The 22,051-nt window shown below is 53.7% G+C and carries 22 protein-coding genes; 9 read left to right on the top strand and 13 right to left on the bottom strand.

Features of this window, described 5'->3' with window-relative positions:
* The first annotated feature begins 179 nt into the window (after positions 1-179).
* The 4 genes from JYB63_RS17070 to JYB63_RS17085 are packed head-to-tail and all read left to right on the top strand — an operon-like array spanning position 180 to position 3,902.
* Positions 180-1,721: a 2-isopropylmalate synthase gene (locus tag JYB63_RS17070; RefSeq protein WP_205659115.1), complete on the top strand. Its 1,542-nt coding sequence runs from the start codon at positions 180-182 to the stop codon at positions 1,719-1,721.
* Positions 1,722-1,757: 36 nt separating this feature from the next.
* Entirely contained in the window at positions 1,758-2,747 is a 990-nt protein-coding gene (locus JYB63_RS17075) for a uracil-DNA glycosylase family protein (RefSeq protein WP_205659116.1), read from the top strand.
* Positions 2,748-2,770: 23 nt separating this feature from the next.
* Positions 2,771-3,232 carry a ribosomal protein S18-alanine N-acetyltransferase gene (rimI, locus tag JYB63_RS17080; RefSeq protein ID WP_205659117.1) on the top strand — a complete coding sequence of 154 codons (462 nt, stop codon included), beginning with the start codon at positions 2,771-2,773 and terminating at the stop codon, positions 3,230-3,232.
* Position 3,233: 1 nt separating this feature from the next.
* On the top strand, positions 3,234-3,902 hold the full coding sequence (locus JYB63_RS17085) for an energy-coupling factor ABC transporter permease (RefSeq protein ID WP_205659118.1): 669 nt from the start codon (positions 3,234-3,236) through the stop codon (positions 3,900-3,902).
* Between the two features lie 19 nt (positions 3,903-3,921).
* On the opposite strand, the gene JYB63_RS17090 is transcribed toward JYB63_RS17085, so the two are convergent.
* Together JYB63_RS17090 and JYB63_RS17095 are read right to left on the bottom strand one after the other, a co-directional pair.
* The gene (locus JYB63_RS17090; RefSeq protein ID WP_205659119.1) at positions 3,922-4,458 is read right to left on the bottom strand and encodes a response regulator transcription factor; all 537 of its coding nucleotides are present in this window, start codon (positions 4,456-4,458) and stop codon (positions 3,922-3,924) included.
* Complete coding sequence (locus tag JYB63_RS17095; protein WP_205659120.1) at positions 4,455-5,759, bottom strand: ATP-binding protein; 1,305 nt, start codon at positions 5,757-5,759, stop codon at positions 4,455-4,457. The genes JYB63_RS17090 and JYB63_RS17095 overlap by 4 nt, the downstream gene beginning before the upstream one ends.
* A gap of 369 nt (positions 5,760-6,128) precedes the next feature.
* Between JYB63_RS17095 and JYB63_RS17100 the strand changes: the two genes are divergently transcribed.
* Positions 6,129-6,467, top strand: a complete 339-nt coding sequence (locus JYB63_RS17100) for a DUF6515 family protein (protein WP_205659121.1) — start codon at positions 6,129-6,131, stop codon at positions 6,465-6,467.
* Positions 6,468-6,553: 86 nt separating this feature from the next.
* Here JYB63_RS17100 and JYB63_RS17105 read toward each other — a convergent pair whose 3' ends face one another.
* Entirely contained in the window at positions 6,554-6,760 is a 207-nt protein-coding gene (locus tag JYB63_RS17105) for a hypothetical protein (protein WP_205659122.1), read from the bottom strand.
* Positions 6,761-6,828: 68 nt separating this feature from the next.
* Between JYB63_RS17105 and JYB63_RS17110 the strand changes: the two genes are divergently transcribed.
* Entirely contained in the window at positions 6,829-7,770 is a 942-nt protein-coding gene (locus JYB63_RS17110) for an MBL fold metallo-hydrolase (protein ID WP_205659123.1), read from the top strand.
* A gap of 103 nt (positions 7,771-7,873) precedes the next feature.
* Positions 7,874-9,142, top strand: coding sequence for a HupE/UreJ family protein (locus JYB63_RS17115; protein ID WP_205659124.1), 1,269 nt, complete (start codon positions 7,874-7,876; stop codon positions 9,140-9,142).
* Between the two features lie 73 nt (positions 9,143-9,215).
* Here the strand turns inward: JYB63_RS17115 and JYB63_RS17120 are convergent, their stop codons facing one another.
* The 10 genes from JYB63_RS17120 to JYB63_RS17165 all read right to left on the bottom strand — a co-directional run bounded on the left by JYB63_RS17120 (position 9,216) and on the right by JYB63_RS17165 (position 20,813).
* Complete coding sequence (locus tag JYB63_RS17120) at positions 9,216-10,745, bottom strand: aldehyde dehydrogenase family protein (RefSeq protein WP_205659125.1); 1,530 nt, start codon at positions 10,743-10,745, stop codon at positions 9,216-9,218.
* 65 nt (positions 10,746-10,810) lie between these two features.
* Positions 10,811-11,662, bottom strand: a complete 852-nt coding sequence (locus JYB63_RS17125; RefSeq protein ID WP_205659126.1) for an ABC transporter permease — start codon at positions 11,660-11,662, stop codon at positions 10,811-10,813.
* A gap of 6 nt (positions 11,663-11,668) precedes the next feature.
* A complete protein-coding gene (locus tag JYB63_RS17130; protein WP_205659127.1) occupies positions 11,669-11,839 on the bottom strand; it encodes a hypothetical protein in 171 nt (56 codons plus the stop codon).
* An 11-nt stretch (positions 11,840-11,850) separates the two neighbouring features.
* Positions 11,851-13,149 (bottom strand): ABC transporter permease, encoded by a 1,299-nt coding sequence (locus tag JYB63_RS17135; protein ID WP_205659128.1) that lies wholly within the window; start codon positions 13,147-13,149, stop codon positions 11,851-11,853.
* Between the two features lie 71 nt (positions 13,150-13,220).
* Entirely contained in the window at positions 13,221-14,276 is a 1,056-nt protein-coding gene (locus JYB63_RS17140) for an ABC transporter substrate-binding protein (RefSeq protein WP_205659129.1), read from the bottom strand.
* A 47-nt stretch (positions 14,277-14,323) separates the two neighbouring features.
* On the bottom strand, positions 14,324-15,442 hold the full coding sequence (locus tag JYB63_RS17145) for an ABC transporter ATP-binding protein (protein ID WP_205659130.1): 1,119 nt from the start codon (positions 15,440-15,442) through the stop codon (positions 14,324-14,326).
* 292 nt (positions 15,443-15,734) lie between these two features.
* Positions 15,735-17,213: a MocR-like pyridoxine biosynthesis transcription factor PdxR gene (pdxR, locus tag JYB63_RS17150; protein WP_243432036.1), complete on the bottom strand. Its 1,479-nt coding sequence runs from the start codon at positions 17,211-17,213 to the stop codon at positions 15,735-15,737.
* Positions 17,214-17,400: 187 nt separating this feature from the next.
* The gene (locus JYB63_RS17155; protein ID WP_205659131.1) at positions 17,401-18,792 is read right to left on the bottom strand and encodes a cryptochrome/photolyase family protein; all 1,392 of its coding nucleotides are present in this window, start codon (positions 18,790-18,792) and stop codon (positions 17,401-17,403) included.
* 19 nt (positions 18,793-18,811) lie between these two features.
* A complete protein-coding gene (locus tag JYB63_RS17160) occupies positions 18,812-19,807 on the bottom strand; it encodes a YbgA family protein (protein WP_205659132.1) in 996 nt (331 codons plus the stop codon).
* Between the two features lie 43 nt (positions 19,808-19,850).
* Positions 19,851-20,813, bottom strand: coding sequence for an NAD(P)/FAD-dependent oxidoreductase (locus JYB63_RS17165; protein WP_205659133.1), 963 nt, complete (start codon positions 20,811-20,813; stop codon positions 19,851-19,853).
* Between the two features lie 180 nt (positions 20,814-20,993).
* Between JYB63_RS17165 and JYB63_RS17170 the strand changes: the two genes are divergently transcribed.
* Positions 20,994-21,221: a DUF2970 domain-containing protein gene (locus JYB63_RS17170; protein ID WP_205659134.1), complete on the top strand. Its 228-nt coding sequence runs from the start codon at positions 20,994-20,996 to the stop codon at positions 21,219-21,221.
* A 95-nt stretch (positions 21,222-21,316) separates the two neighbouring features.
* Entirely contained in the window at positions 21,317-22,042 is a 726-nt protein-coding gene (locus JYB63_RS17175; protein WP_205659135.1) for a TSUP family transporter, read from the top strand.
* The last annotated feature ends 9 nt before the right edge of the window (positions 22,043-22,051 follow it).

The following is a 22,051-nucleotide window of genomic DNA, read 5'->3' on the forward strand; positions in this document are numbered from 1 at the left end:
CAGGTTATATTAGACGAATCACGACAGTGGCCGGTTCGCCGCGCTGCTGCCGCAACAGGGTTCCTTTTCAGAACAGCTTTACTATACAGCAGGTAACCGGTTACCACAGCCGGCCTTAAGTGCCTGCAGAGCGACCTCTCCAAATGGGACAACAGCCATCAGTACCTGGAGCCAAAACCATGTCTGACAACAATCAGGTTATTATTTTCGATACAACATTGCGTGACGGTGAGCAGAGCCCCGGCGCGTCGATGACCGGTGAGGAAAAGCTGCGCATAGCCAAGCAGCTGGAAAAAATGCGAGTAGATGTTATCGAGGCGGGCTTTGCCATTGCCAGCCCGGGTGACTTCACCGCCGTGCAGACCATCGCCAATACCATTAAAGACAGCACCATCTGTTCTTTGTCACGGGCGCTGGATAAAGACATCGATCGTGCCGGTGAAGCACTGAAAAAAGCCAACTCCGGCCGGATTCATACCTTCATTGCCACGTCTCCGATTCATATGGAATACAAGCTGCAGATGGAGCCGGATCAGGTTGTCGAGCAAGCTGTGCATGCGGTTAAACGGGCCCGCAATTTAGTTGCCGATGTTGAGTTTTCCCTGGAAGACGCCAGCCGTTCTGAATTTGAGTTCATGTGCCGGATTATCGAGCAGGTGATTGATGCCGGTGCCCGGACCATTAACATTCCGGACACAGTAGGTTACGCGGTACCCAATGAGTTCGGCAATACTATTGCCCGCCTGATCGAAAATATCCCTAATTCAGATAAGGCAATTTTCTCCGTTCACTGTCATAACGATTTGGGTCTGGCGGTGGCTAACTCGCTGGCTGCGGTATCTGCCGGTGCCCGTCAGGTGGAATGTACTATCAACGGTCTGGGTGAGCGGGCCGGTAACGCCTCGCTGGAAGAAATCGTCATGGCGCTGCGGACCCGTCAGGATATTCTCGGTCTGCACACCGGCATTGATTCCACGCAGATCGTGCCGGCTTCCCGTCTGGTCTCCGGTGTGACCGGTTTCCCGGTACAGCCGAACAAGGCGATTGTTGGGGCAAACGCCTTTGCCCACGAATCCGGTATTCACCAGGACGGCATGCTCAAGCATCCGGAAACCTACGAGATCATGACGGCTGACAGTGTCGGCTGGAAAACCAACAAAATGGTGCTGGGTAAGCACTCCGGCCGGAATGCTTTCCGGGCCCGGCTGGAAGAGCTGGGCACTGTGTTTGCTACCGATGCTGAACTGAATGATGCCTTCTCCCGGTTCAAGATTCTGGCGGACAAAAAACACGAAATCTTTGATGAAGATTTGCAGGCACTGGTCAGCGATACCCAGACCGCCAAGCATTACGAAAAGTATAAGCTGAGCAGCCTCTCTGTAACGTCCCAGACCGGTGAAGTGCCGGTGGCAACAGTTACCATCGGTGTGGATGACAGCGAACAGCAGGCAGAAGCATCCGGCAGCGGCCCGGTAGATGCGGCTTTTAAAGCCATTGAGGTCATGGTGAACTCTGAGGCAGCACTGGAACTGTATTCTGTGAATGCAATTACCAGCGGCACGGACTCTCAGGGTGAAGTGACTGTACGGCTGGAAAAAGGTGGCCGGATCGTTAATGGACTGGGGGCGGATACCGATATTATTATCGCTTCCGTGAAAGCCTATATTCATGCACTGAATATGCTGGAAACCACTGACCAGAAAGCCCATCCGCAGGTATAATGCCGGGCATTCACACAGACTGAGCAGGATAGCTTCATGGAGCAACAACTAAGACACCAGTATCTGGATGCCATGGGCATTGTCAGTTGGTTGCCCCGTGAGCAGTTGCCGGGCGCGTTACCCACACCTGACTGGGTGTGGGAATTCTGCTCACTGCCGGAAGATCTGCAACCGCAGACTGCTCAGCCTTCACCGGCGGCGGCCGGCGCATCAGCCGCTGCACCGAAGCCGCAGAACAGCCAGCAAAATCAGCAGGCAGCCCAGCAGGCCCGTGCTGCATTGGCAGCAAGCCTTGGGGATAAACCTGCAGAGAAAGCACCGGTGCCTAAAATTCAGAAGCCGGACAATGCTGAGCAGGCTGTACAGCAGGTGGTGGACAAAACCGCCGTTGCACCTGTTGCAGCTCCTGCCCTGAATAAAGCCTTCGATGCTTCCAATATTGCCGCACCGGAAGCTACTGCTGAGACTGATGCCGACAGTGATGTACAGGCACCGTTTAAACTGGCTTTCGTGGCATTTGGTGACTGTCTGGTGGTGGATACCCTGCCGCCTCAGTCCCGTCAGGGATTATCCATGCAGCATCAGAGCCTGCTGGATAAAATTCTCCGTTCTGTCGGTTTGCAGGGGGGGCAGGGAGAGGTCTTCCTGCTGCCGTGGCCGATGTTCGCCAGTAAGACCCTTGATCAGGGGGCGACCCAGGCCCGCAAGGCGGTCATGCACAAACTCAACAAAAGCCTTGCTGCCCTGCCTGTGAGCCAGGTGATTCTGTTGGGTGAGTCTGCCGCGCAGATGATCATTCAGCGTTCCGAACCTCTGGAACAGTTACGGGGCATTCTGTTCAGTCTGCGTTCCGATGTGAAGGTACTGGCCAGCGCCAGTCTGTCTGAAATGATGACTGTTCCGGGCTGTAAGAAAGATGTCTGGCGGGATCTGCAACCGCTGATTCAGCATCTGCAGTCAGTGACAACCGCTCAGCCGCAAGCTGCTGCACAGCCGCAAGCCCCTGCAGACAACAGCGAAGGCTGAACACCGGTACAGGAAATGCAGGTATGCCACGCGTAATTCCTCTGGCGCAGGTCAGCTTTGCCGACGTAGAACACATCGAACAGGCTTGTTTTCAACCGCCCTGGTCTGCCGCGACCCTTAACCTCTATATGAACAACCCGGAAAATCTTTGTCTGGGGATTGTCAGCGATGAGAGGTTAATGGGCTTTGCCATTTTTTCCCGTTTTGAAACTGAGGCCGAGTTACTGCAGATTGCGGTTGCTGAAGACTGCCGCGGGCAGGGCATCGCCAGCCAGCTGCTCAGTGCAGCCCATGTTCAGCTTGAGCAGCAGGGTGTGACGGATATTCTGCTGGAGGTCAATGCAACAAATGCTCCGGCGATTACACTGTATAAGAAACATCTTTACCGGCAGGACGGCTGCCGGAAGAATTATTATGTAACGCCACAGGGCAGGCAGGATGCACTGTTGATGCGGCGCTGCTTATCATCCGACAGGGAGGATTAACATGAGCCTGTCACCGGACCTTCTCAGCGGGCCGTGGTTCTGGCTGGCCCAGGCGGGATATCTGTTTTTCCTGCTGTTTGCGGTTTACCGGGCGCCCTGGCAAACCCTGTTTAATAACCGCCAGTTACAGCACCTGTTTCTGGGAGCCGCCGTTGTGCTGATGCTGTTGTGGCAATTGCGGGCGGGTATTTCTCCCGGGCTGGCGATTCATTTTGTTGGTATCACGGTGCTGACGCTGATGTTTGGCTGGGATCTGGCCATTCTGGCAGCCAGTATGGCGCTGCTGGGGCTGACCATTGTAGGTCAGGAAAACTGGCAGAGTTTCGGGGTGAATGGTTTCTGCACCATTGTGATTCCGGCGCTGGTGAGCATCGGTATATTAAGGCTGGTGGAAGCGAAGCTGACAAAAAACTTCTTTGTGTACCTGTTTCTCTGTGCGTTTATCGGGGCCGGGGTTGCCAGCATTACCGGCGGGCTGACGATGGCCTTCATGTTGTGGATAAACGATGTCTACACGCTGGAAAAAATCCACAACGAATACATTCAGTATCTGCCGCTGATCATGTTCCCGGAAGGCTTACTGAACGGCATTATCATGACGGCGATGATGGTGTTTCACCCGGACTGGATTCGCACCTTCGATGCTAAGGCCTACATTGACGAGCAGTAGCTGCTGAGAAACTGTCCGATTATTCCTTCACCGGACGCTTCACCAGTTTGCGCTGCAGTGTGCGCCGGTGCATGCCCAGTGCCCGGGCGGTGGCGGAAATGTTGCCGTCATGTTCCCCCAGTACTTTCTGAATATGTTCCCATTCCAGCCGTCCGACGGACATAGGTTTTTCCGCAATATCAATGTTCGGGTCCGGTTCACTGTGATTCAGCTTGGCGAGAATTTCATCCGCATCGGCGGGTTTGGTCAGGTAATCCTTTGCGCCGAGTTTAATGGCTTCAACGGCAGTTGAAATACTCGCATAGCCGGTCAGGATCAGAATCTTTATCTGTGGATTAAGGCGGATCAGCTCCGGGATCAGGGTAATACCGGATGCCCCGTCCATCTTCAGATCCAGGGTTGCATAGTCCGGTACCTGTCGGCTGAGCAGAGGCCCTGCCTGTTCAGCACTGTTGGCAACCAGCGGTTCAAAGCCACGCCGTTTGAGTGCTCTGGACAGTACATGGGTAAAGGTTTCGTCGTCATCAACAATCAGAAATGTCGGGGTGTCGCTCATTGTAAATGTTCCCGGTTGTCGGAGAGGTGGGCAGGGCTGTCAGGGCTTGAAACCGGCAGCGATACTTCGGTCAGTGTGCCACCCTGCGGATGGTTATAAAGGCGTACTTCACCGCCGTAAATGGTCAGGGTTGAGGCGGTCAGAAACAAACCGATTCCCAGGCCGCTGCCTTTGGTGGTGACAAAGGGTTTGCCGATCGCTTCAGCCTGATCCAGCGGAATGCCAGGGCCATGGTCACGGATATTGATCCGGACTTTGTCAGCATCGGCTTCAAGGCGCAGCTCCAGTGCCTGGCCGGACTTATCCGCATCGGCGGCATTATTCAGCAGGTTAATGACCGCCTGCTGTAAGGGAATCGAACTGGCGATAGTTGGCTGGGGCTGCTGGGTAACCACTGGCTTCAGATAACGGGCTGTGGGGCGTAACACTGACCAGCGTTCCAGTAAGTCATTCAGAAAACGGTCTGCCGGAAGGTGTAACGTCTGCTGCTGTTCTTCCTTAACGGTGCTGGCTAGTTGCTGCAGGTGACCGGTACAGTTTTCCACCTGCTGGCGAAGGATTTTAAGGTCTTCCTGCAGGGCTTTATCCTCTGGGTAATCCAGCGAGATCTCTTTGAGCAGAACCCGCATTGTTGCAAGGGGGGTGCCCATTTCATGGGCTGTGCCGGCGGCCATCGTCGCCAGTGACAGCAATTGCTGGTCCTGCGTGAGGCGGTCTTTCACCCGGTTAAAACCATGTTCCTTACGGCGCAGATTTTCGCTGATATTAACAATGAAGTAGGTAATCAGCAGGGCCGTGAGGATAAAGTTAATCCAGATGCCGGTGGTGTATAAGTCAATGTAACTGAGGATCGGCAGATGGTGCCCTGTGGTGGGGGGCCTCAGCGGTACATGATAAAACAGCAGAAAGGTATAGCTGGTGGTGACCAGTGTGGCGACCAGCCAGGTGTAATTTCGGGGCAGGGTCATGGCGCTGATAATTAGCGGGATCAGCAACAGTGAGGAGAACGGGTTGCCGGTGCCGCCGAGCTGATAGAGCAGGCATACATAGAAGAAAATATCTGCCATGAGCTGAAATAAAAATTCCAGCTGGGTCAGGGGAAGATCGGCTTTTAAGCGATACAGGGTCAGCAGGTTAAGCAGGGTCATTGCCAGCAGGGCACCGATGGCCATCCACAGGTGTACAACAATCCCCAGCCCTTCAACAGCATAAAACAGCAGGCAGGCCTGAGCAATGATGGTCACGGTGCGTATGTAGCTGAGCTGCAGCAAATGATGGCGCGAATCGCTGAAGTGGGGCATGTGCGTCAGTGCGTGGCTGTTAACGGGTGCTAAGAAAAGGCGATTATACCTGAAGGTAAACGCAAATGATTGTGGCGCTTTGTCGCACGGGTTTTATGTAACTTTACCTAACTTTACAGACACTTTACCCAAGTTAACCTGCGAAACCGGCATCCTTAAGCCACTGTAAGCAGACCCGGTTCCCCCTGTTCTGCTGCCGTAGCAGACATATCAGGCTTGCTTACAGTTTCATTTTTTTTATCTGTTCTCGGGAAGAGATTAGCGGCCAGCCCGGATGCTACCGCTAATTGTGTGGGACGTGTCGCCGAATGGGGAGGGTGGCCGGGCGAGCAGGTGAGGAACTGTTTTAAATGACAGGAGAACTGACTAATGAAGACGTTACTGATCGCATCACTGACCGGACTGCTGACGTTCTCAGCGATGCAGGTGGCCGCACATCCGGGTAATCATCATGGTGTAAGACACTTACCGGCGGGCGCCGTCAGCGTGGTGTTATCCGGGGTTAAATACTGGCTGAAGGATGATGTGTATTACCGTAAGCACAATAATGTGTATGTCAAAGTTGCTGCGCCGAAGGGGGCAACTCTGGTGCGGGTCCCTAAAGGGGCTGTACTGGTAAAGCATAAAGGTAAGCCTTATTACCGCTATAACAACGTGTATTACCGCTGGGTACCGGTGAATAAACGTTATCAGGTCGTGCAAATGTAATGCTGCTTTGTCGCATAAGACTGCTTATTAAAGCCGTGGCTAATCCTGACGGAAGATTCAGCTAAGTCACCGGATTATCCGGTGGCTTAGTTAAAAAATGTGCTGCGGCTGTTATCTTTTCTGTTGTAAAAAATAAGGGGGTACCCCCTTATTCTTCTGTTATTTTCCCCCCATTGCTGTGTTTCAGCCTTCTTTTTATTGTTGATAACGATCTGCTTTTTTATCAGCAGTTTCGTTTTGTTGCCGGTTTTAAACCGCATTGCCAGCGCCAGACTGGCAGGATTTTTTGCCATGGAGACCGGCCGCTGGTTGTGTGGTCCTGTGCTGGCAGCCTCAATAAAAATAAATCGGAGGTTTTACAATGAAAAAATGGCAAATCGCTTCCACAGGTTGCGTGGCTACCCTGGGGGTTTTCCTCGGGATAGCAACGTCTGCAAGCGGTTCCGGTCTGACGTCCTGGATGTCAGGGAATAATCATAACCGCATTATTCAGGTGCAAAATGAAGGCGGTGTGCAGCAGGATTCCGGTCAGGTAGAAATTGCCTACTACGCCAACTCCGCGTTCAGAATTACTTCACCCAGAGGTATCAGCGTGATGGTTGATCCGTGGCGTAACGATCCTTCAGGTGCCTGGGGGCTTTGGTACCGAATGGAGTTTCCTAAGGAAAATGTTGATATCGGTGCCTCAACCCACGCTCACTTTGATCATGATGCGCTGGATAAACTGGACGCGAATATGCTGCTGGACCGCATGGCCGGTACATTCACGCTGGGTGATATCACGATTCGCGGTATTGCCGATAAGCATCAGTGTGTTGCCCCGGGAATGGTGCCATGGACGGAAGCGGTGAAACAGTTTGAGGGCCGGGAACAAATTTGTGCACCGACCAACGCCCGGCATATGGATAACACCCTGTTCGTGATTGAAACCGGTGGTATGAGCTTCCTCATGTGGGGAGATAACCGTCCGGAACCGCCACAGGAAGTGTGGGACCAGATCGGTGAAGTGGATGTGGTCTTCGTGCCTGTGGATGGCTCTGAACATATTCTGGATTATGAACAGGCGAATGCTGTGGTAGAGAAAACCGGTGCCAAAGCCGCCATTCCACATCACTATCTTGTGCCTGAAACCACCTTCTATACATCGACGCTGCTACCGGCAGATGAATGGGTTAAGACTCACCCCTTCACTAATGTGGATGCCCCCAGCTTTAACCTGAGTAAGGCTGACCTGGAAGGCAAGACAGGCCATGTTTATTACTTCGGCTCCAACAATATGGTTACTGCAAAGTCAGCAAACTGACCGGTGCCTTATTGACTTAAGGTATCAGGAATTGTTTGCAGTTTCTTTGTAATTCATATCATCACCGGCAGCCGTGCTGCCGGTGCTTTTGTGGCGGAAAACTATGAAAATAATAACCCTGCTCAAACAGATTCCGCTGGTCTGCCTGTTATTGATTATGCTGCCCTGGCAGCAGGCCAGTGCTCACTTTCAGCTGAACATTAATATCCGGGTTGTACACGTTGAGCACACCCGTGACGGCATCCGGCTGTATATGCGACTGCCTACGCCTTATCTGCTGGCGGATAAACTCGGTAAAGCCGGTGAAGATGGCTTACCGGAAGCGGCGCCTTACAGCTATCACCGAATCGATAATGGTGAGCTGTTCCATTATGTTGATTATGCGCAGCTAGCCGCTGATCCGGCCGGATTAGGCCAGCTGGTTGCTGACGGGCATCAGTTGTCCGGGCCTGACGGGATATTGCTTGCGCAGGTGGAAGCCGTACGGCTCTATAGCCAGCAGCAACAGCCTCCTTTTGCCAGTCTGGACGAAGCCCGGCTGGCCTTCAGCAAGCCGCAGCAGGCCGTGCCTGAGTCAGAAGTGTATGTCGGGGATACGGTCACGGATGTGCAGTTGTTCTACCCTGCCAGCAGCACCCTGTATGACTACCGTTTTTCAAGCAGTCTTAATCCCGGACTGGAGAACCAGCTGGAAACTGCAAATCTGATTCTGGATTATTTCCCGGGTGGCACCCAGATTTTCCGGGCTAAAGGTTTGCTGGAAGAGCCGGTGGTTGTCAGCCGGTCTGCCTGGGCTGCAGCCTGGACATTTATAGTTTCCGGGGTTGAGCACATCGTCACCGGGTATGATCACATTCTGTTTGTGGTGTGCCTGATTATTGGTGCAACAGGGACTGCCAGCCTGCTCTGGCGGGTGACCGGCTTTACTCTGGGTCATAGTGTTACCCTGATTGTTGGTTTCTTTGGCTGGGTACCGGCAGCGGCCTGGTTTATTCCCAGTGTGGAAACCGGTATCGCATTGTCGATTATTTTCGCGGCAGTGCTGGCTTTGCGACCAGACGATAAACACGGTTCATTTTGGATGACGGCGGCGATCGGTTTGTTGCATGGCCTCGGGTTTTCGTTCCTGCTGCGGGAATTTCTGCAGATTGATTCACCGAATCTGTGGCAGAGTTTACTGGCCTTTAACGCGGGGGTGGAAGTCGGGCAACTGGGTATTGTACTGCTGCTCTGGCCACTGGTGTGGTATACCCGTAACTATCAGCCGCAGTTGAATACCCGTATGACCTGGGCGATAGCACTGCCCTGTATTGCCATTGCAGGCATCTGGACCGGTGAACGATTGGTACAACTGGCGGATACGCTGATATAGAAGCAGAAGATCTGAACCCGGATGCAAAAAAAAACCACCTGCTAAACAGGTGGTTTTTTATTCACAGGGTGGATTAACCGGCGACGCAGCTGCGCACGCTGGAATCTTTATTCGCTGCCGCAGGCTGGCCTGCTTTCGGGTCAACCGTACGGATAGTGGCAACCTTGTTCTGGGTGAAGAAGTCGATCGCGTCTTTACCCTGAACCTTATTATTACCTACCAGTGAACCCTTGATACCGCCAAATGGCAGGTATGGATGCGGTGCACAGACACCCACGTTAACACCGATCATGCCCACATCCGCTTCGTTGATGAACTTCTCGGTGTAGTAGCTGTTCTGGGTGAAGATGCAGGCACCGTTGCCCATTTCGTGATTGCGGATCATCCGCAGGCCACCGTTGATGCAGCCAACTTTCATGACACTCAGTACCGGGCCGAAGATCTCATCTTTGGCAATCGGCATGCATGGGGTTACATCGGTGAATACAGTCGGGCCAACGAAGTAACCGTCCTGGTTAGCTTCCGGCAGTTCCGGGTTACGGCCATCCAGCGCCAGTTTGGCACCGGCTTCAATGCCTAGATCGATGTAGTGGTGGATGCGTTCTTTAGCCTTGGCGGAGATTACCGGGCCCATGAATACATCCGGGTTCATGGCGTCGCCAACGGTAACATTCTTTGATGCTTCCAGCAGGCGCTCAATGAACTCGTCATAGATCTCTTCAACCACGGCAATGTTAGATACCGCCAGACAACGCTGACCGGCAGAACCGTAGCCGGACATCAGTACGTTTTCGATCAGCAGATCCATTGGCGCATCTTCCATGGCCAGCAGGAAGTTTTTCGCACCGCCTAACAGCATGGTTTTCTTGCCGTATTTACCGGCACCGGCGGCGATGGATTTTGCCGTTGGGGTAGAGCCTACCAGGCAGATACCGGTGACGTTTTCATCGTCGTACCAGGCTTCTACTGTTTCACGGTCACCGTGAACAATGTTTACTACACCCTTCGGCAGACCGGTTTCGATGATCAGGTCCATCATCCGCTGCATGAACAGCGGCGATTCGGTAGACGGTTTATACACAAAGGTGTTGCCGGTACCGATGGCAAACGGGATAAACCAGCCGAATACCAGTGCCGGGAAGTTGAACGGTGCTACGCCACAGAATACCCCCAGTGGTGCCTTGATTACCCGGCCGTTGATGTTGTTGGCAATGCCCTGAATGGTTTCGCCCTGCATCAGAGACGGGATGCTGCAGGCCATCTGCAGAATTTCAATTACCCGGCCCACTTCACCGCGGGCTTCAGCAATGTGCTTGGCCTGGTCCACAGCGATGGCTTCCGCCAGCATTTCGTGGTTATCCACCATGGCGCGGTGCATTTTAAAAATGAAGTCCATCCGCTTGGGTAATGGCATAGCACTCCACTCAGGGAAGGCTTCTGCTGCGGCAGCAACCGCCTGACGGGAGGTTTCCGCAGAAGACAGCGGGACTTCACCGATCACCGCACCGGTGGACGGGTTCTTTAACGGCTCGTACTGTCCATTACTTTCATCCAGCCACTCACCGTTGATGTGGTTTTTAATTTTGATGTATTGACTGCTCATTTCTGTATTTCCTGCATGTCTGAAAAACTCTGCCCGGTCCGAAGCATGCCGGGCAGAAAGGTGAATTATGAAATCTGGCCGGTACGGATCCGTTCACCACGGGCCCGCAGGTATTCAATGGTCAGTAACAGCAGGGCTGATACCACCACCAGTAATACGGCGACCGCCAGAATGGTCGGGTTTATTTGCTCCCGCAGGCCGGAGAACATCTGGCGCGGAATGGTGCGCTGTTCAGGGCCGGCGAGGAACAGGATCACTACCACTTCATCGAAGGAGGTAATGAAGGCAAACAGTGAACCGGAGATCACGCCGGGGCGGATCAGCGGCATAATGACGTTGAAAAAGGTATAGCTGGGGGAAGCTCCCATGCCCAGCGATGCTCTGACCAGTGAGTAGTCAAAGCCGCTCAGGGCTGCGTTGACGGTAATGATCACAAACGGCGTGCCAAGGGCTGCGTGGGCAATGATGACGCCGAGGTAAGTACCCGCCAGCCCCAGCTGGGTATAGAAGAAGTACATACCCGCCGCGGTGATGATCAGCGGGACGATCATCGGTGACAGCAGAATGGCCATAATCATCCGTTGCATTGGCATATCCGCCCGGGACAGACCGATCGCCGCCAGGGTGCCCAGCACGGTGGCGATGACGGTGGAAGCCGCGCCGATCAGGAAACTGTTTTTAATGGCCAGAATCCATTTGTCGTCATTAATAATCTCGGCGTACCACTTCATTGAATAGGCATCCGGATCAAATGCCAGCATGCCCTCGGTGAAGCTGAAGTAAGGCTCGACATTGAACGACAGGGGAATGATCACCAGAATTGGTAACATCAGAAAAGCCAGTACGGCCCAGGCAGTCAGCCGCAGGCTGTGCATGCCCAGCTTGTGCCAGAAGTTAAAGTATTTAGGAAATTGCATCGTCAGTTACCCCAGTTTGATAATACTTACGCCAACCAGACGGTCGTAGATCCAGTACAGCAGGGTGATCAGTATCAGCAGGATTGAGCCCAGTGCGGCGGCCAGTTCCCAGCTGTTGGAGGATTGCGACAAGGGAAAAGTGCGATGATGTTCTGTTTCTTTAAGTGAAATGTTCACAGTCATTCTCCTTATCCAAGCTTGATATTGCTTACGCCAACTAACCGGTCGTAGATCCAGTACAGCAGGGTGATCAGTATCAGCAGGATTGAGCCCAGTGCAGCGGCCAGTTCCCAGTTGTTAGAGGACTGCATATGAAACGCAATGATATTACTGATCATCTGGCCGTCGGTGCCGCCGACCAGCGCCGGAGTGATGTAGTAACCAATGGAGATGATGAACACCAGCAGTGCTCCGGCACTCAGGCCTGGCAGGGTCATCGGGAAGTAAATCCGGCAGAAAGCTGACAGGGGTTTTGCCCCCAGTGACAATGCGGCGCGGAAGTAACTCGGGTCGATGCCTTTCATGACGCTGTACAGGGGCAGGATCATAAAGGGCAGCAGAATATGGGTCATGGCGATTACCGTTGAGAACTGGGTATAAAGCATCTCAATGGGTTCGCTGATGATGTGCAGGGTCATCAGGAAGTCGTTAACCACACCGTTGGTCTGCAGGATGGCGATCCAGGCGGTGGTCCGCACCAGCAGGGATGTCCAGAATGGCAGCAATACAAATACCATCAGGGTATTGGCGACTTTGGCCGGTGCAGTTGCCAGATAGTAAGCCAGCGGAAAGCCGATGGCGGCGGTCAAAAAGGTGATCAGCAGGGCGATCTTCAGGCTTTTGGCAAACAGCTTGATGTAGATGTTGGTATCCCGGGCAACGATCTCCCCCTGTTCATTACGGGTCAGATCGGTGGCGGTCAGGTAGAAACTGTCAGTAAACACTTCGCCGGAGGTTTTCATAGTCCGCCAGATGCGCACATCCTGCCACTGCTTTTTAGCTGCCAGCAGGCGTTCGGCCCCTTCGCTTGCCAGGGTCGCTTCATCCAGCTTCTTCAGTTTACGGGCGCTGGATTTGATGGTGCTGGAGCTGCCCGGCAAACCACGGTTAATTTCTTCGGCCAGTTTGCCGGAGCGGCGTTCTTTGGCCAGATAATGCAGTTCTTTGGCGAAAACATTCAGGGTGGCTGTGTCCGGAATGCTGTTGCCGCTCTCATCCCATGATTGCAGTTCCTGCAGGGTTTCCGGGATCAGCTGGGCGACTGTTGGATGGTAAACACTGCGGTACAGCATGGTACCGATTGGTGCGATGAAGGCGATCAGCACAAAGACAATCAGCGGAACGACGAAGGCGGTGGCGATCAGTTTCCGGCGGCGCTGGTTGCGCTTGCTCTGGCGCATTTCCTCCGGGGTCAGCCCGGAATGCACGTTGCGGTCTTCTTCAAACGAAGCGGCGCTGTGTGCGGCGGTTAATTCAGCTTGAGACATAGAACAGCCCTTTCTTATTGTTATAAGGGCACTCCGCGGAGTGCCCTGCATGCACAGTGTCAGCTATTGGCTCAGTTCAGCAGCCATTCGTTGAATTTCTCACCCAGGGACTCGCCGTAGTCAGCCCAGAATTCACCGGAGGCTTTCAGGCCTTCATCCAGGTGGGCGGATGGCAGTTTCGGCAGAATGGCGTCATCCATGTAAGCGTATGCAGACTTACGGGTCGGGCCGTATGCCACGTCCTGCATGCCACTTTCCGGCTTGGAGCCGGTGGCGAAACGAATGAACTCTTCAGCCACTGCTTTTTTCTTGGAGCCGCGGACGATGGCCCATACGTCCAGGTCATAAACGTGAGCATCCCAGACCATTTCGAATGGCTTGTTGTCCTTCTGAATCGCATCGAAGATCCGGCCGTTAGCCGACTGTGCCATGATGGCTCCGCCGTCGTTCAGAAGTTGTGGTACCTGTGACCAGCTGTCGAACCACACCAGATCGTTCTTGATGGTGTCCAGTTTGGCGAATGCCCGGGCCTGACCTTCGTCGGTGGACAGTACATCGTAGACTTCATCCTTCGGTACACCGTCGGCAATCAGGGCCCATTCAAGGTTTACCTGCGGGCGTTTACGCAGGGCGCGCTTACCCGGGAATTGCTGGGTGTTGAAGAAATCATTGATAGAGTTCGGATTGCCGCCTTTGATGGTGTCCTGATTGTAGGCATACAGGATGGTCCAGATGATGTTACCTACACCGCATTCGTTGGCCAGTGCCTGTGGAATGAAGTCGTCTTTCGCAGCGACACCGTCGTCACCCGGTGGCAGGGTATCGTGTGGGAATACTTCCAGCAGGCCTTCAGAACAGGCCCGTTCCAGATCGATTACTTCCACATCGACCACATCCCATAGGATGTTGCCACTTTCAACCTGCGCCTTCAGTTCGGCGATACCGCCGGAATAGTTTTCAAACAGAATTTTATGGCCGGTTTTCTCCATGAAGGGATCCAGCATGTGTTTTTGCTGGGCCGCACCATACGCGCCGCCGAAGGAGACGGCAGTAAACTGCTCAGCCATCGCCGGTGACATTGCCGTACATAGCGCCAGAGCAGCGCCGAATCGTTTGAGATGTTTCATTATTATTTTTCCTCTTACGTGTTTACGGGTATTGCTGTGTTTGAACGTTAACTGGCGCGGGCCAGTGCCAGGCCGCCATTGCCTGCCCAGGTCAACTGCACAGTACTGCCGGTGGCAATGTGCGGGGCATCCTGATCATTGAGGGTTTTCACCATGATTTCGGAGCCGTCACTGAGGCGGAAGAAGTAACGGATGGAGTCACCCACGTAGAGCCGGGTAATGAAGCTGGCATTCACGCAGTTATCCAGTACCTGACCGTCTTTGGCGATGAACAGGTTCTCCGGACGGATGGTGACCACGCATTCTTCGCCGGCACTCGGACAGTTCGGGTTTTCGGTGGTGGTGAGGGTACCGTCGGCCAGACGGATTTCGGCTTTGCCTGCATCAACACGGGTTACGGTGCCCGGAATATGGTTGTTCTCGCCGATAAAGTCCGCCACAAAGGCACAGCTTGGCTGTTCATAAAGTACATCCGGGGCGGCACATTGCTTCACCACACCATCATCGAACACGGCGATACGGTCTGACATGGTCAGGGCTTCAGTCTGGTCGTGGGTGACGTAGATGGCAGTGAACCCCAGATCTTCGTGCAGGCGCTTAATTTCGAACTGCATCTGCTCACGGAGATTTTTATCCAGTGCACCCAGCGGTTCGTCCATCAGGACAATGCTTGGCTCAAAGATCAGTGAGCGGGCCAGTGCCACCCGCTGTTTCTGGCCACCGGATAGCTGGCCCGGATAGCGTTTACCGAAGTCTGCCAGTTCCACCAGTGCCAGCGCCTCTTTCACCCGGCGGTCTACCTCTGCGGCTGCAACCTTGCGAACCTTCAGCGGGTACGCCAGGTTCTCACTGATGGTCATATGCGGAAACAGCGCGTAGGTCTGGAACACCATGCCGATGTTACGGTGGTAGGGGGCGATGTCGTTGACCGGGTTGCCGGCAATGAGAATCTCGCCGCTGGTAACATCTTCGAAGCCTGCCAGCATCATCAGGCAGGTGGTTTTGCCCGAGCCGGAAGGCCCCAGCAGCGTGACGAACTCACCCTTTTTGATATCCAGATTAAAATTTTTAACCACCAGGTTTTGCTGATCGTAACTTTTTTTGACGTTTACGAAGCGCACGTACTGGTCGTCGGATGTTGCGTGTGTGGCGGTTGTAACAGACATGGTGATTACTCTTTTTATTATGGTCACGGTGTCGTTTTGTGCGCTGTTTTACTTGGAAACAGCCGCTTTTATGTGCCTTTTCAGGCAGGATTTACTATAGGAGAGAGGGCTTTTCGGGCTATAGACCCAACGCTGAACCGAAATGTAGTTCCAGGCTGTGAGCCAGGATTGGCGTGCTTTACAGCGAATCTGAATAAAACTAATAAGGGGTAGAAGAGGGGAAAATCAGCGGGTTTGGTACCAGCAGGCTTCCAGCAGGCAGCCTGCCGGTACCAGACTTGTTAGTAAGTCATTACTCCCCGAGCTGATGGATGATAGCTGCCAGCCGGTCAATGCCGGGGCGGATCCGCTCGGTGGCAATGGATGAATACCCCAGCCGGAAATAATTCAGTGGCGGGTTTTCGGCGTAGTAGTAAATATCACCGGATTCAATGACCACCCCTTTTTGCAGGGCCAGCCGTTTCAGTTCCCGGGCATCCAAATGATCCGGGCCCTTAACCCAGTAGGCCGAGCCGCCGAACACTGGTGGAATTGCTGATTCCGGCAGGCAGTCCTGCAGGGCATCCCCTACCGCCTGCCAGCGGGCTTCATAGGCCTGAATCAGGTTGCGAACCAGTGAGTCGTGATAACCACGGGCCAGAAACAGCCCGATGGAGCGCTGGTTATTCATGGGCGGGTGGCGCAGCATCATACGGCGGAATTCCCGGATTTCCCGGATCAGCTCTTTTGGCCCCACGATGTAACCGACCCGCAACCCCGGCGACAGAGTTTTGGACAGGCTGCCCAGGTAGATCACCCGGTCGTTCTTATCCAGGCTTTTCAGTGCCGGGGTGGGGGTATCCGCAAAGGTAACTTCGCATTCGTAGTCATCTTCGATGATCAGGAAGTCATCCCGTGAGGCCTGTTCCAGTAACTGTCGCCGCCGTTCCAGCGGCATGGTGACTGTGGTCGGGAACTGGTGGCTGGGGGTGGTGAACAGCAGGTTACAGTCACTCAGCTGTTCGCCGACGATCAGGCCGTCACCGTCCACCGCCAGGGGCTTTATACGGGCTTCAGTACTGGCGGCCATCTTGGTGAGATCCGGATAACCCGGTTCTTCAAGGCCAAAGCAGGCGTCACGGTTGAGCAGCAGCCGCAGGATCATGTAAAGGGCATGCTGGGCACCCACGGTAATGAGAATTTCTTCCGGATCAGCCCAGACCCCGCGACGGGGTAGCAGGCGTGAGTGAATCTGTTCGATGAGCAACGGATCATCTTCATCATACCGGTCACCGGACCAGTCACTGATAGCCTGTACCGAAACTGATTCCCGGCAGCATTCCCGCCAGTGGTTGGTGGGAAACATTTTCGGATCCAGCTGGCCGTAGATAAACGGGTAGGGATAATCCTGCCAGCGGTTGACCTTGTTGAGCTTGTGCTCGGTAGGGCGAAATTTCAGAAAGTTCTGCCATTGCGGCGGGTTGCCCTGAATTTCTTCGTTGTCGCTTTGCGGGTTGCCGTTACCGTTGACACTGGCGCGGAGAATTTCTTCGTTGACGTAAAACCCGGCCCGTTCCCGGGAGATCAGGTAGCCGTCATCGATCAGGTGCTCATAGGCCAGAATGACGGTGTTACGGGAAACATGGAGCATTTCTGCCAGTTTACGGGTTGAGGGCAGGGGCACATTACTGGGGATGTGGCCGTCCATAATGGCGGTACTGATCTGCTCCCGGATCTGCTGCTGCAAGCTGGCATCGCTGTCCGGCGATAAGTGAAACAAGTGGTTCAGCATAAGGTTGTTGCTTCCTGATCCGGGTGATACGGCACGTCTTTAAGGCGAACAAATAAGCATAAATATCAGTTTTGTTGCAACTTCCGGTTTTATCCAGATAAGCAGCATAGCAGGTGGATTAGACTTAAGAGGGAAATTTTATCCCTCTTCTGTCAGCCAGGTTGGATGGGGCTGCCGGCAGGTAAAATCAGAGCTGCTTGAAAGCGTCAATGGCATACTGCCGGGCGGACGAATAGTCGATGATCGCCTCAGGATAGCCGCAATTTTGCCGCTGTTCGCGACTCGGGTTGTGAATGGTCTTGTCATCCAGTGATGCCAGTTCCGGTAAAAAACGGCGGATAAACAGGCCTTCAGGATCAAACTTTTCTGACTGCCGCAGTGGGTTGAAGACCCTGAAATAGGGAGCAGCATCGCAGCCAACGGATGCACTCCATTGCCAGCCGCCGTTATTAGCAGCGAAATCACCGTCCACCAGATGTTGCATGAAAAAGGCTTCGCCTCTGCGCCAGTCCTGAAACAGCAACTTGGTGAGGAAGCTGGCGGTGAGCATGCGCAGGCGGTTATGCATCCAGCCGGTTTGCAGTAACTGGCGCATGGCAGCGTCAATGATCGGAAAACCGGTACGGCCGGTACACCAGGCCTGCCAGTGAGCATCATTCTGTTGCCAGCGGATCTGATCAGTGTCGGCTTTAAACGGTTTATGTTTGTTGATTGCCGGAAACTGAATCAGCAACTGCCGGTAGAAGTCACGCCAGGCCAGTTCACGTAACCAGTCGGATTCCAGCCAGTAATCGGCGCCCCATTCAGCGCTGCGCATAGCACTTACAATTTCCCGCGGGCCGATCGCACCCAGAGCAAGATAGGGGGAAATCTGGCTGGTGGCTGGTTCCGAGGGGATGTCCCGTTTGTCACCGTAACCGGCCAGTTTATGCTGGCAAAAATGCATTAACCGCCGGTGGATACTGGCCTGATCCGCAGGCCACAGGTCATCCCGGTATGTGCCGGCCCAGCTGGCCAGAGGGAAAGCTTGTGCTTCTGAATGGCTGACCGTGGGGAAGGTTGTAATAGGTGTCAGATCCTGTTGCTGCAGTATCTGTAACCAGCGTTTGTAAAAGGGTGTAAATACTTTATAAGGCTGGTCCTGCTGGTTGAGTACCACAGTGCTGACTAGCTGATCAACCGGCTGTATATGGCACTGGATATCCTGACTTTGCAGCTGTGTCCGGGTGTGAATGTCACGCAGATTTTCATCCAGCGGGCTTTCTGTCAGCCAATGAATGTTGCGGCAGTTCAGTTCACCGCACAGTTGAGTCAGTAATTCCGGACAACCGGAAAAATCATCGGTTTCCAGCAGGTAAAGTTTTACCCCGTGGGCGTTGAGTTGCTGCTGCAGGTCCTGCAGTAGGGCGGCCCTTAAACCGAGTTTCGCCGGTGATTCATTGTGCTGTTGCCACTGTGCTGGGGTGGCGATGTGCACCGCCGCAACCGGGCTGTCCGGGGTACTCCGTGCCAACGCCAGCTGAAAAGCCGGATGGTCGGTGGTACGTAAGTCATTGCGAAGCCAGGCCAGTTGCGTCATGCAGTTTTATCTCCTTTTTTCATACCTGGTTACGTAGGCCAAGTGCTTTCGGATAGGGGCTCAGGTAGCGTTGGGCCTGCACGTAATGGCTGCCAAACAGGCGCAGGTAATGGTGCAGCAGTGTCAATGCGGTTGCCAGATTGACATAACCCTGCAGGTAATTTTTGAAGGTTTCGAGAATATCCTGCTTTACGTCACCTTCCAGATGGGGTTTCAGGTAACCGAACAGGTGCAGCAGTACATTGTAGTGGTTACCCCGGCTGGCAGGTTTGCTTATGGCCTTCATGAACCGTTGCAGGTAAAGATCACACAGTTCATCAATTGTGTACTGCTGGTGTTCCTGACCTAACAGCCGTCCCAGGCCACGGTACTCAGTCTGGGAGTGTGCCATCAGAATGTATTTGTACTGGCTGTGAAAGGCCAGCAGGTTTTTAACAGAGGGTTCTGCCAGTACCTGCTGACGGAAGGTGTGGTGTGCAAATACCCGCTGCACAAAGTTTTCCCGCAGGTGAGCGTCGTTCAGACGGCCATCTTCTTCAACCGGCAAGTGAGGGTAGCGGGCCATCAGGGCTTTGGCGAACAGGCCGGCCGATTTAATATCGTGTGGATGGCTGTTTGGCTGATATACCTTGACCCGTTCCATGCCGCAGCTTGGGGAGTTCTTTGCCAGAATGTAACCGTCCAGGTGGGCCAGTTTTTCAAGACGGGCTTCATAGCCGGCATGAAACTGTTCGGTAACATCGGTTTCCTGATCACGGGTATAGACCATCCGGGGATTATGGGGATCGCCAATTAAGCGCAGGGTTGCCCGGGGAATACCAAAGCCGGCGGCCACTTCCGGGCAGAACTTTTCAAACCGGAAGTAATCCTGCAGTGGGCCACAGCAATATTTCGACCGGCTGTGTCCTCCATTAAAGCGGACTTCATCCCCCAGCAGGCAGGCGCTGATGCCCACCACGATGCCGGAATCCTGTTGTGCATTTGAGCTGGCAATCAGTTGGCTTGTATTTTTCATGTTGTTCTCCTCTGCCAACTGATGCGGTGATGGGGCGTTTGCGTCAGCTGCGTATCAGTTCACATAATGTTCTGGCGCTGAGGAGAGCACTGTTGATATTTGCTTCTCCGAGCCAGTCGGCAGCGATACCCAGTTTCAGTTCGCTGTCCCACAGGGCGATTTCCCCCGCGGTACGCTCATGCTTTGCCAGATTCCAGCGGTGTGGTGTCTGGCTGGTAATGTCCTGCGGATCAATTTGCATGATGCGGCAGAACTCCTGTTCCAGCTCCTGCTGAACCTGAGCATGATGGGAGTCTGCATACTGTATACTCCATTCGGTGTCTGCCTGGATCATCCAAAGGTGAAAATTATTTGCCCGGCCCGGTTTATGGCTGTCATTAACGATGCGGGTAATGATGCTGTGATCCGGTGCAATATAGCCCGGAGCTGGCAGTTCACGGTTCACTTCAATTGCCATACACCACTGGGCCCGGCTGGTCTGGCTGGAGTTGTGGCTGCGGGTCAGCCAGTCCACTGAACAGGGAGTGCCGGCTAGCAGGGCGCCGGTTTGTCTTGCCGGTGCACAGATAATCAGGCCGCGGGTATAGCAGATGGTTTGTTCGTCGGCATCTTTCAGCTGCCAGCTGTCGCCTAGGTATTCGAGTCGCTCTACCCGTGTCAGGGTATGCATTTCCGCGTCACCGATCAGATGCCGAGTCAGGCTGCTCATTCTGGGGCGGCCCACATACGCAAGAAACGGATCATGATCTGCTTCCGGCCAGCGTTTCAGTACTCCGGCGTTCTGCCATTGCATCAGTTGATCGCCGAACTGCTCAGGATCAAGGTGCAGGCAGGGGGAGCCAAGGTCGTAACTTAGGCTTTGGTAACGTCTGCTGCTGAGTCGGCCGCCGCTGCCGCGGCTTTTTTCCAGTACACAGAGTTTCGGATAATCGGTTCGTAGCAGACTGGCACAAAAACTGCCTGCCAGGCCTGCACCTATGATTGCAAAGTCGTATGAGTCAGACATGATTCCAGCCCCTGTTTTGTATTTCCTTCGCGAAATGCTCTATTGATCTTAGCTGTTATACGAAGAATTTGCTCTTAAGATCAAGGAGTTAAGCGTGAAAAAATCTAATGGCTGGGTTCTGGGAAAAGCTGTTTTTGTCTGAGCGTCTATACTTTCAGACAGGTGGAAAGCAGGAATTTAATGATGCAGAAAGAACAGCAAACTCCCCGGGATATTACCTTCTGGGACATTTTTAAAAGTGTACTGGCTGCATTCTTCGGGGTGCAGAGTAACCGTAACCGTGAACGGGATTTCAGCCAGGGTAAACCTCACCATTTTATTCTGATCGGATTACTGGTGGCAGCGATCTTTGTCATGCTGGTCTATGCGGTCGTCAAACTGGTGTTACTGGCTGCAGCTGCCGCGTAAGTTATTGACGGTTTAACACTTCTTCCGGTTCTCCATAGCCGTCCGGCTGTGGAATAATAGCGGCTCTGAATTTTCATTTCTTAACGGGCTGCTCAGTGACCTTCACCCTGATTGATTTTCTGGCTCTGGCAATTGCGATTGTCGGCAGTACGCTGCAAGGCATGGTTGGTATTGGCTTCGGTTTGCTGGCCGCTCCCTTACTGTTTCTGATTGATCCTGCTTATGTGCCGGTGCCGGTTATTTTCGGCGGTTTCATGCTGTCCGTGCTGGTGGTGTCGTCCCAGCGGCATGAACTGCACTGGCGACGGGTGATGCCGGCAATTCTGGCCAGGATCCCGGGTTCTTATATCGGTGTATTACTGCTGCTGGCGATGCCGCCACACATACTGGCGATCGTGTTTGGCAGCAGTTTACTGGTGGCGGTGTATGTCAGTTGCCGGCGTTTTAATATTACCGCCACGCCTCTGAGTCTGGGGATTGGCGGGTTTATCTCCGGCATCGTGGGCACGGCGACTTCTGTGGGTGGGCCGCCCATTGCACTGGTGTATCAGAATGAAACCCGGATTACCGCCCGTAATGAGCTGGCGGCGTTTTTCCTGATAGGCTCGCCACTGTCACTGGTGTTGCTGTTCCTGCAGGGTACGGTGACCGATGAGCATATAATGCTGAGCCTTAAACTGTTGCCCGGTATGTTTATTGGCTGGCTGTTGTCCCGTTATCTGGGGGGCAAGCTGAAACAGCAGTCTGCCCGGCCGGCGTTGCTCATTATTTCAGCCGTGTCAGCGGTGATGGTACTGAGTAAAGGCTTGATGGCGTTATAACTGAGGGGG

The sequence above is a fragment of the Aliamphritea spongicola genome, assembly GCF_017051665.1.
GTDB classification, from domain to species: Bacteria; Pseudomonadota; Gammaproteobacteria; order Pseudomonadales; family Balneatricaceae; genus Amphritea; species Amphritea spongicola.

Coding starts and splice junctions, on each gene's coding strand:
- JYB63_RS17070 (WP_205659115.1), top strand. CDS start 180: ATGTCTGACAACAATCAGGTTATTATTTTCGATACAACATTGCGTGAC.
- JYB63_RS17075 (WP_205659116.1), top strand. CDS start 1,758: ATGGAGCAACAACTAAGACACCAGTATCTGGATGCCATGGGCATTGTC.
- rimI (WP_205659117.1), top strand. CDS start 2,771: ATGCCACGCGTAATTCCTCTGGCGCAGGTCAGCTTTGCCGACGTAGAA.
- JYB63_RS17085 (WP_205659118.1), top strand. CDS start 3,234: ATGAGCCTGTCACCGGACCTTCTCAGCGGGCCGTGGTTCTGGCTGGCC.
- JYB63_RS17090 (WP_205659119.1), bottom strand. CDS start 4,458: ATGAGCGACACCCCGACATTTCTGATTGTTGATGACGACGAAACCTTT.
- JYB63_RS17095 (WP_205659120.1), bottom strand. CDS start 5,759: ATGCCCCACTTCAGCGATTCGCGCCATCATTTGCTGCAGCTCAGCTAC.
- JYB63_RS17100 (WP_205659121.1), top strand. CDS start 6,129: ATGAAGACGTTACTGATCGCATCACTGACCGGACTGCTGACGTTCTCA.
- JYB63_RS17105 (WP_205659122.1), bottom strand. CDS start 6,760: ATGGCAAAAAATCCTGCCAGTCTGGCGCTGGCAATGCGGTTTAAAACC.
- JYB63_RS17110 (WP_205659123.1), top strand. CDS start 6,829: ATGAAAAAATGGCAAATCGCTTCCACAGGTTGCGTGGCTACCCTGGGG.
- JYB63_RS17115 (WP_205659124.1), top strand. CDS start 7,874: ATGAAAATAATAACCCTGCTCAAACAGATTCCGCTGGTCTGCCTGTTA.
- JYB63_RS17120 (WP_205659125.1), bottom strand. CDS start 10,745: ATGAGCAGTCAATACATCAAAATTAAAAACCACATCAACGGTGAGTGG.
- JYB63_RS17125 (WP_205659126.1), bottom strand. CDS start 11,662: ATGCAATTTCCTAAATACTTTAACTTCTGGCACAAGCTGGGCATGCAC.
- JYB63_RS17135 (WP_205659128.1), bottom strand. CDS start 13,149: ATGTCTCAAGCTGAATTAACCGCCGCACACAGCGCCGCTTCGTTTGAA.
- JYB63_RS17140 (WP_205659129.1), bottom strand. CDS start 14,276: ATGAAACATCTCAAACGATTCGGCGCTGCTCTGGCGCTATGTACGGCA.
- JYB63_RS17145 (WP_205659130.1), bottom strand. CDS start 15,442: ATGTCTGTTACAACCGCCACACACGCAACATCCGACGACCAGTACGTG.
- pdxR (WP_243432036.1), bottom strand. CDS start 17,213: ATGCTGAACCACTTGTTTCACTTATCGCCGGACAGCGATGCCAGCTTG.
- JYB63_RS17155 (WP_205659131.1), bottom strand. CDS start 18,792: ATGACGCAACTGGCCTGGCTTCGCAATGACTTACGTACCACCGACCAT.
- JYB63_RS17160 (WP_205659132.1), bottom strand. CDS start 19,807: ATGAAAAATACAAGCCAACTGATTGCCAGCTCAAATGCACAACAGGAT.
- JYB63_RS17165 (WP_205659133.1), bottom strand. CDS start 20,813: ATGTCTGACTCATACGACTTTGCAATCATAGGTGCAGGCCTGGCAGGC.
- JYB63_RS17170 (WP_205659134.1), top strand. CDS start 20,994: ATGATGCAGAAAGAACAGCAAACTCCCCGGGATATTACCTTCTGGGAC.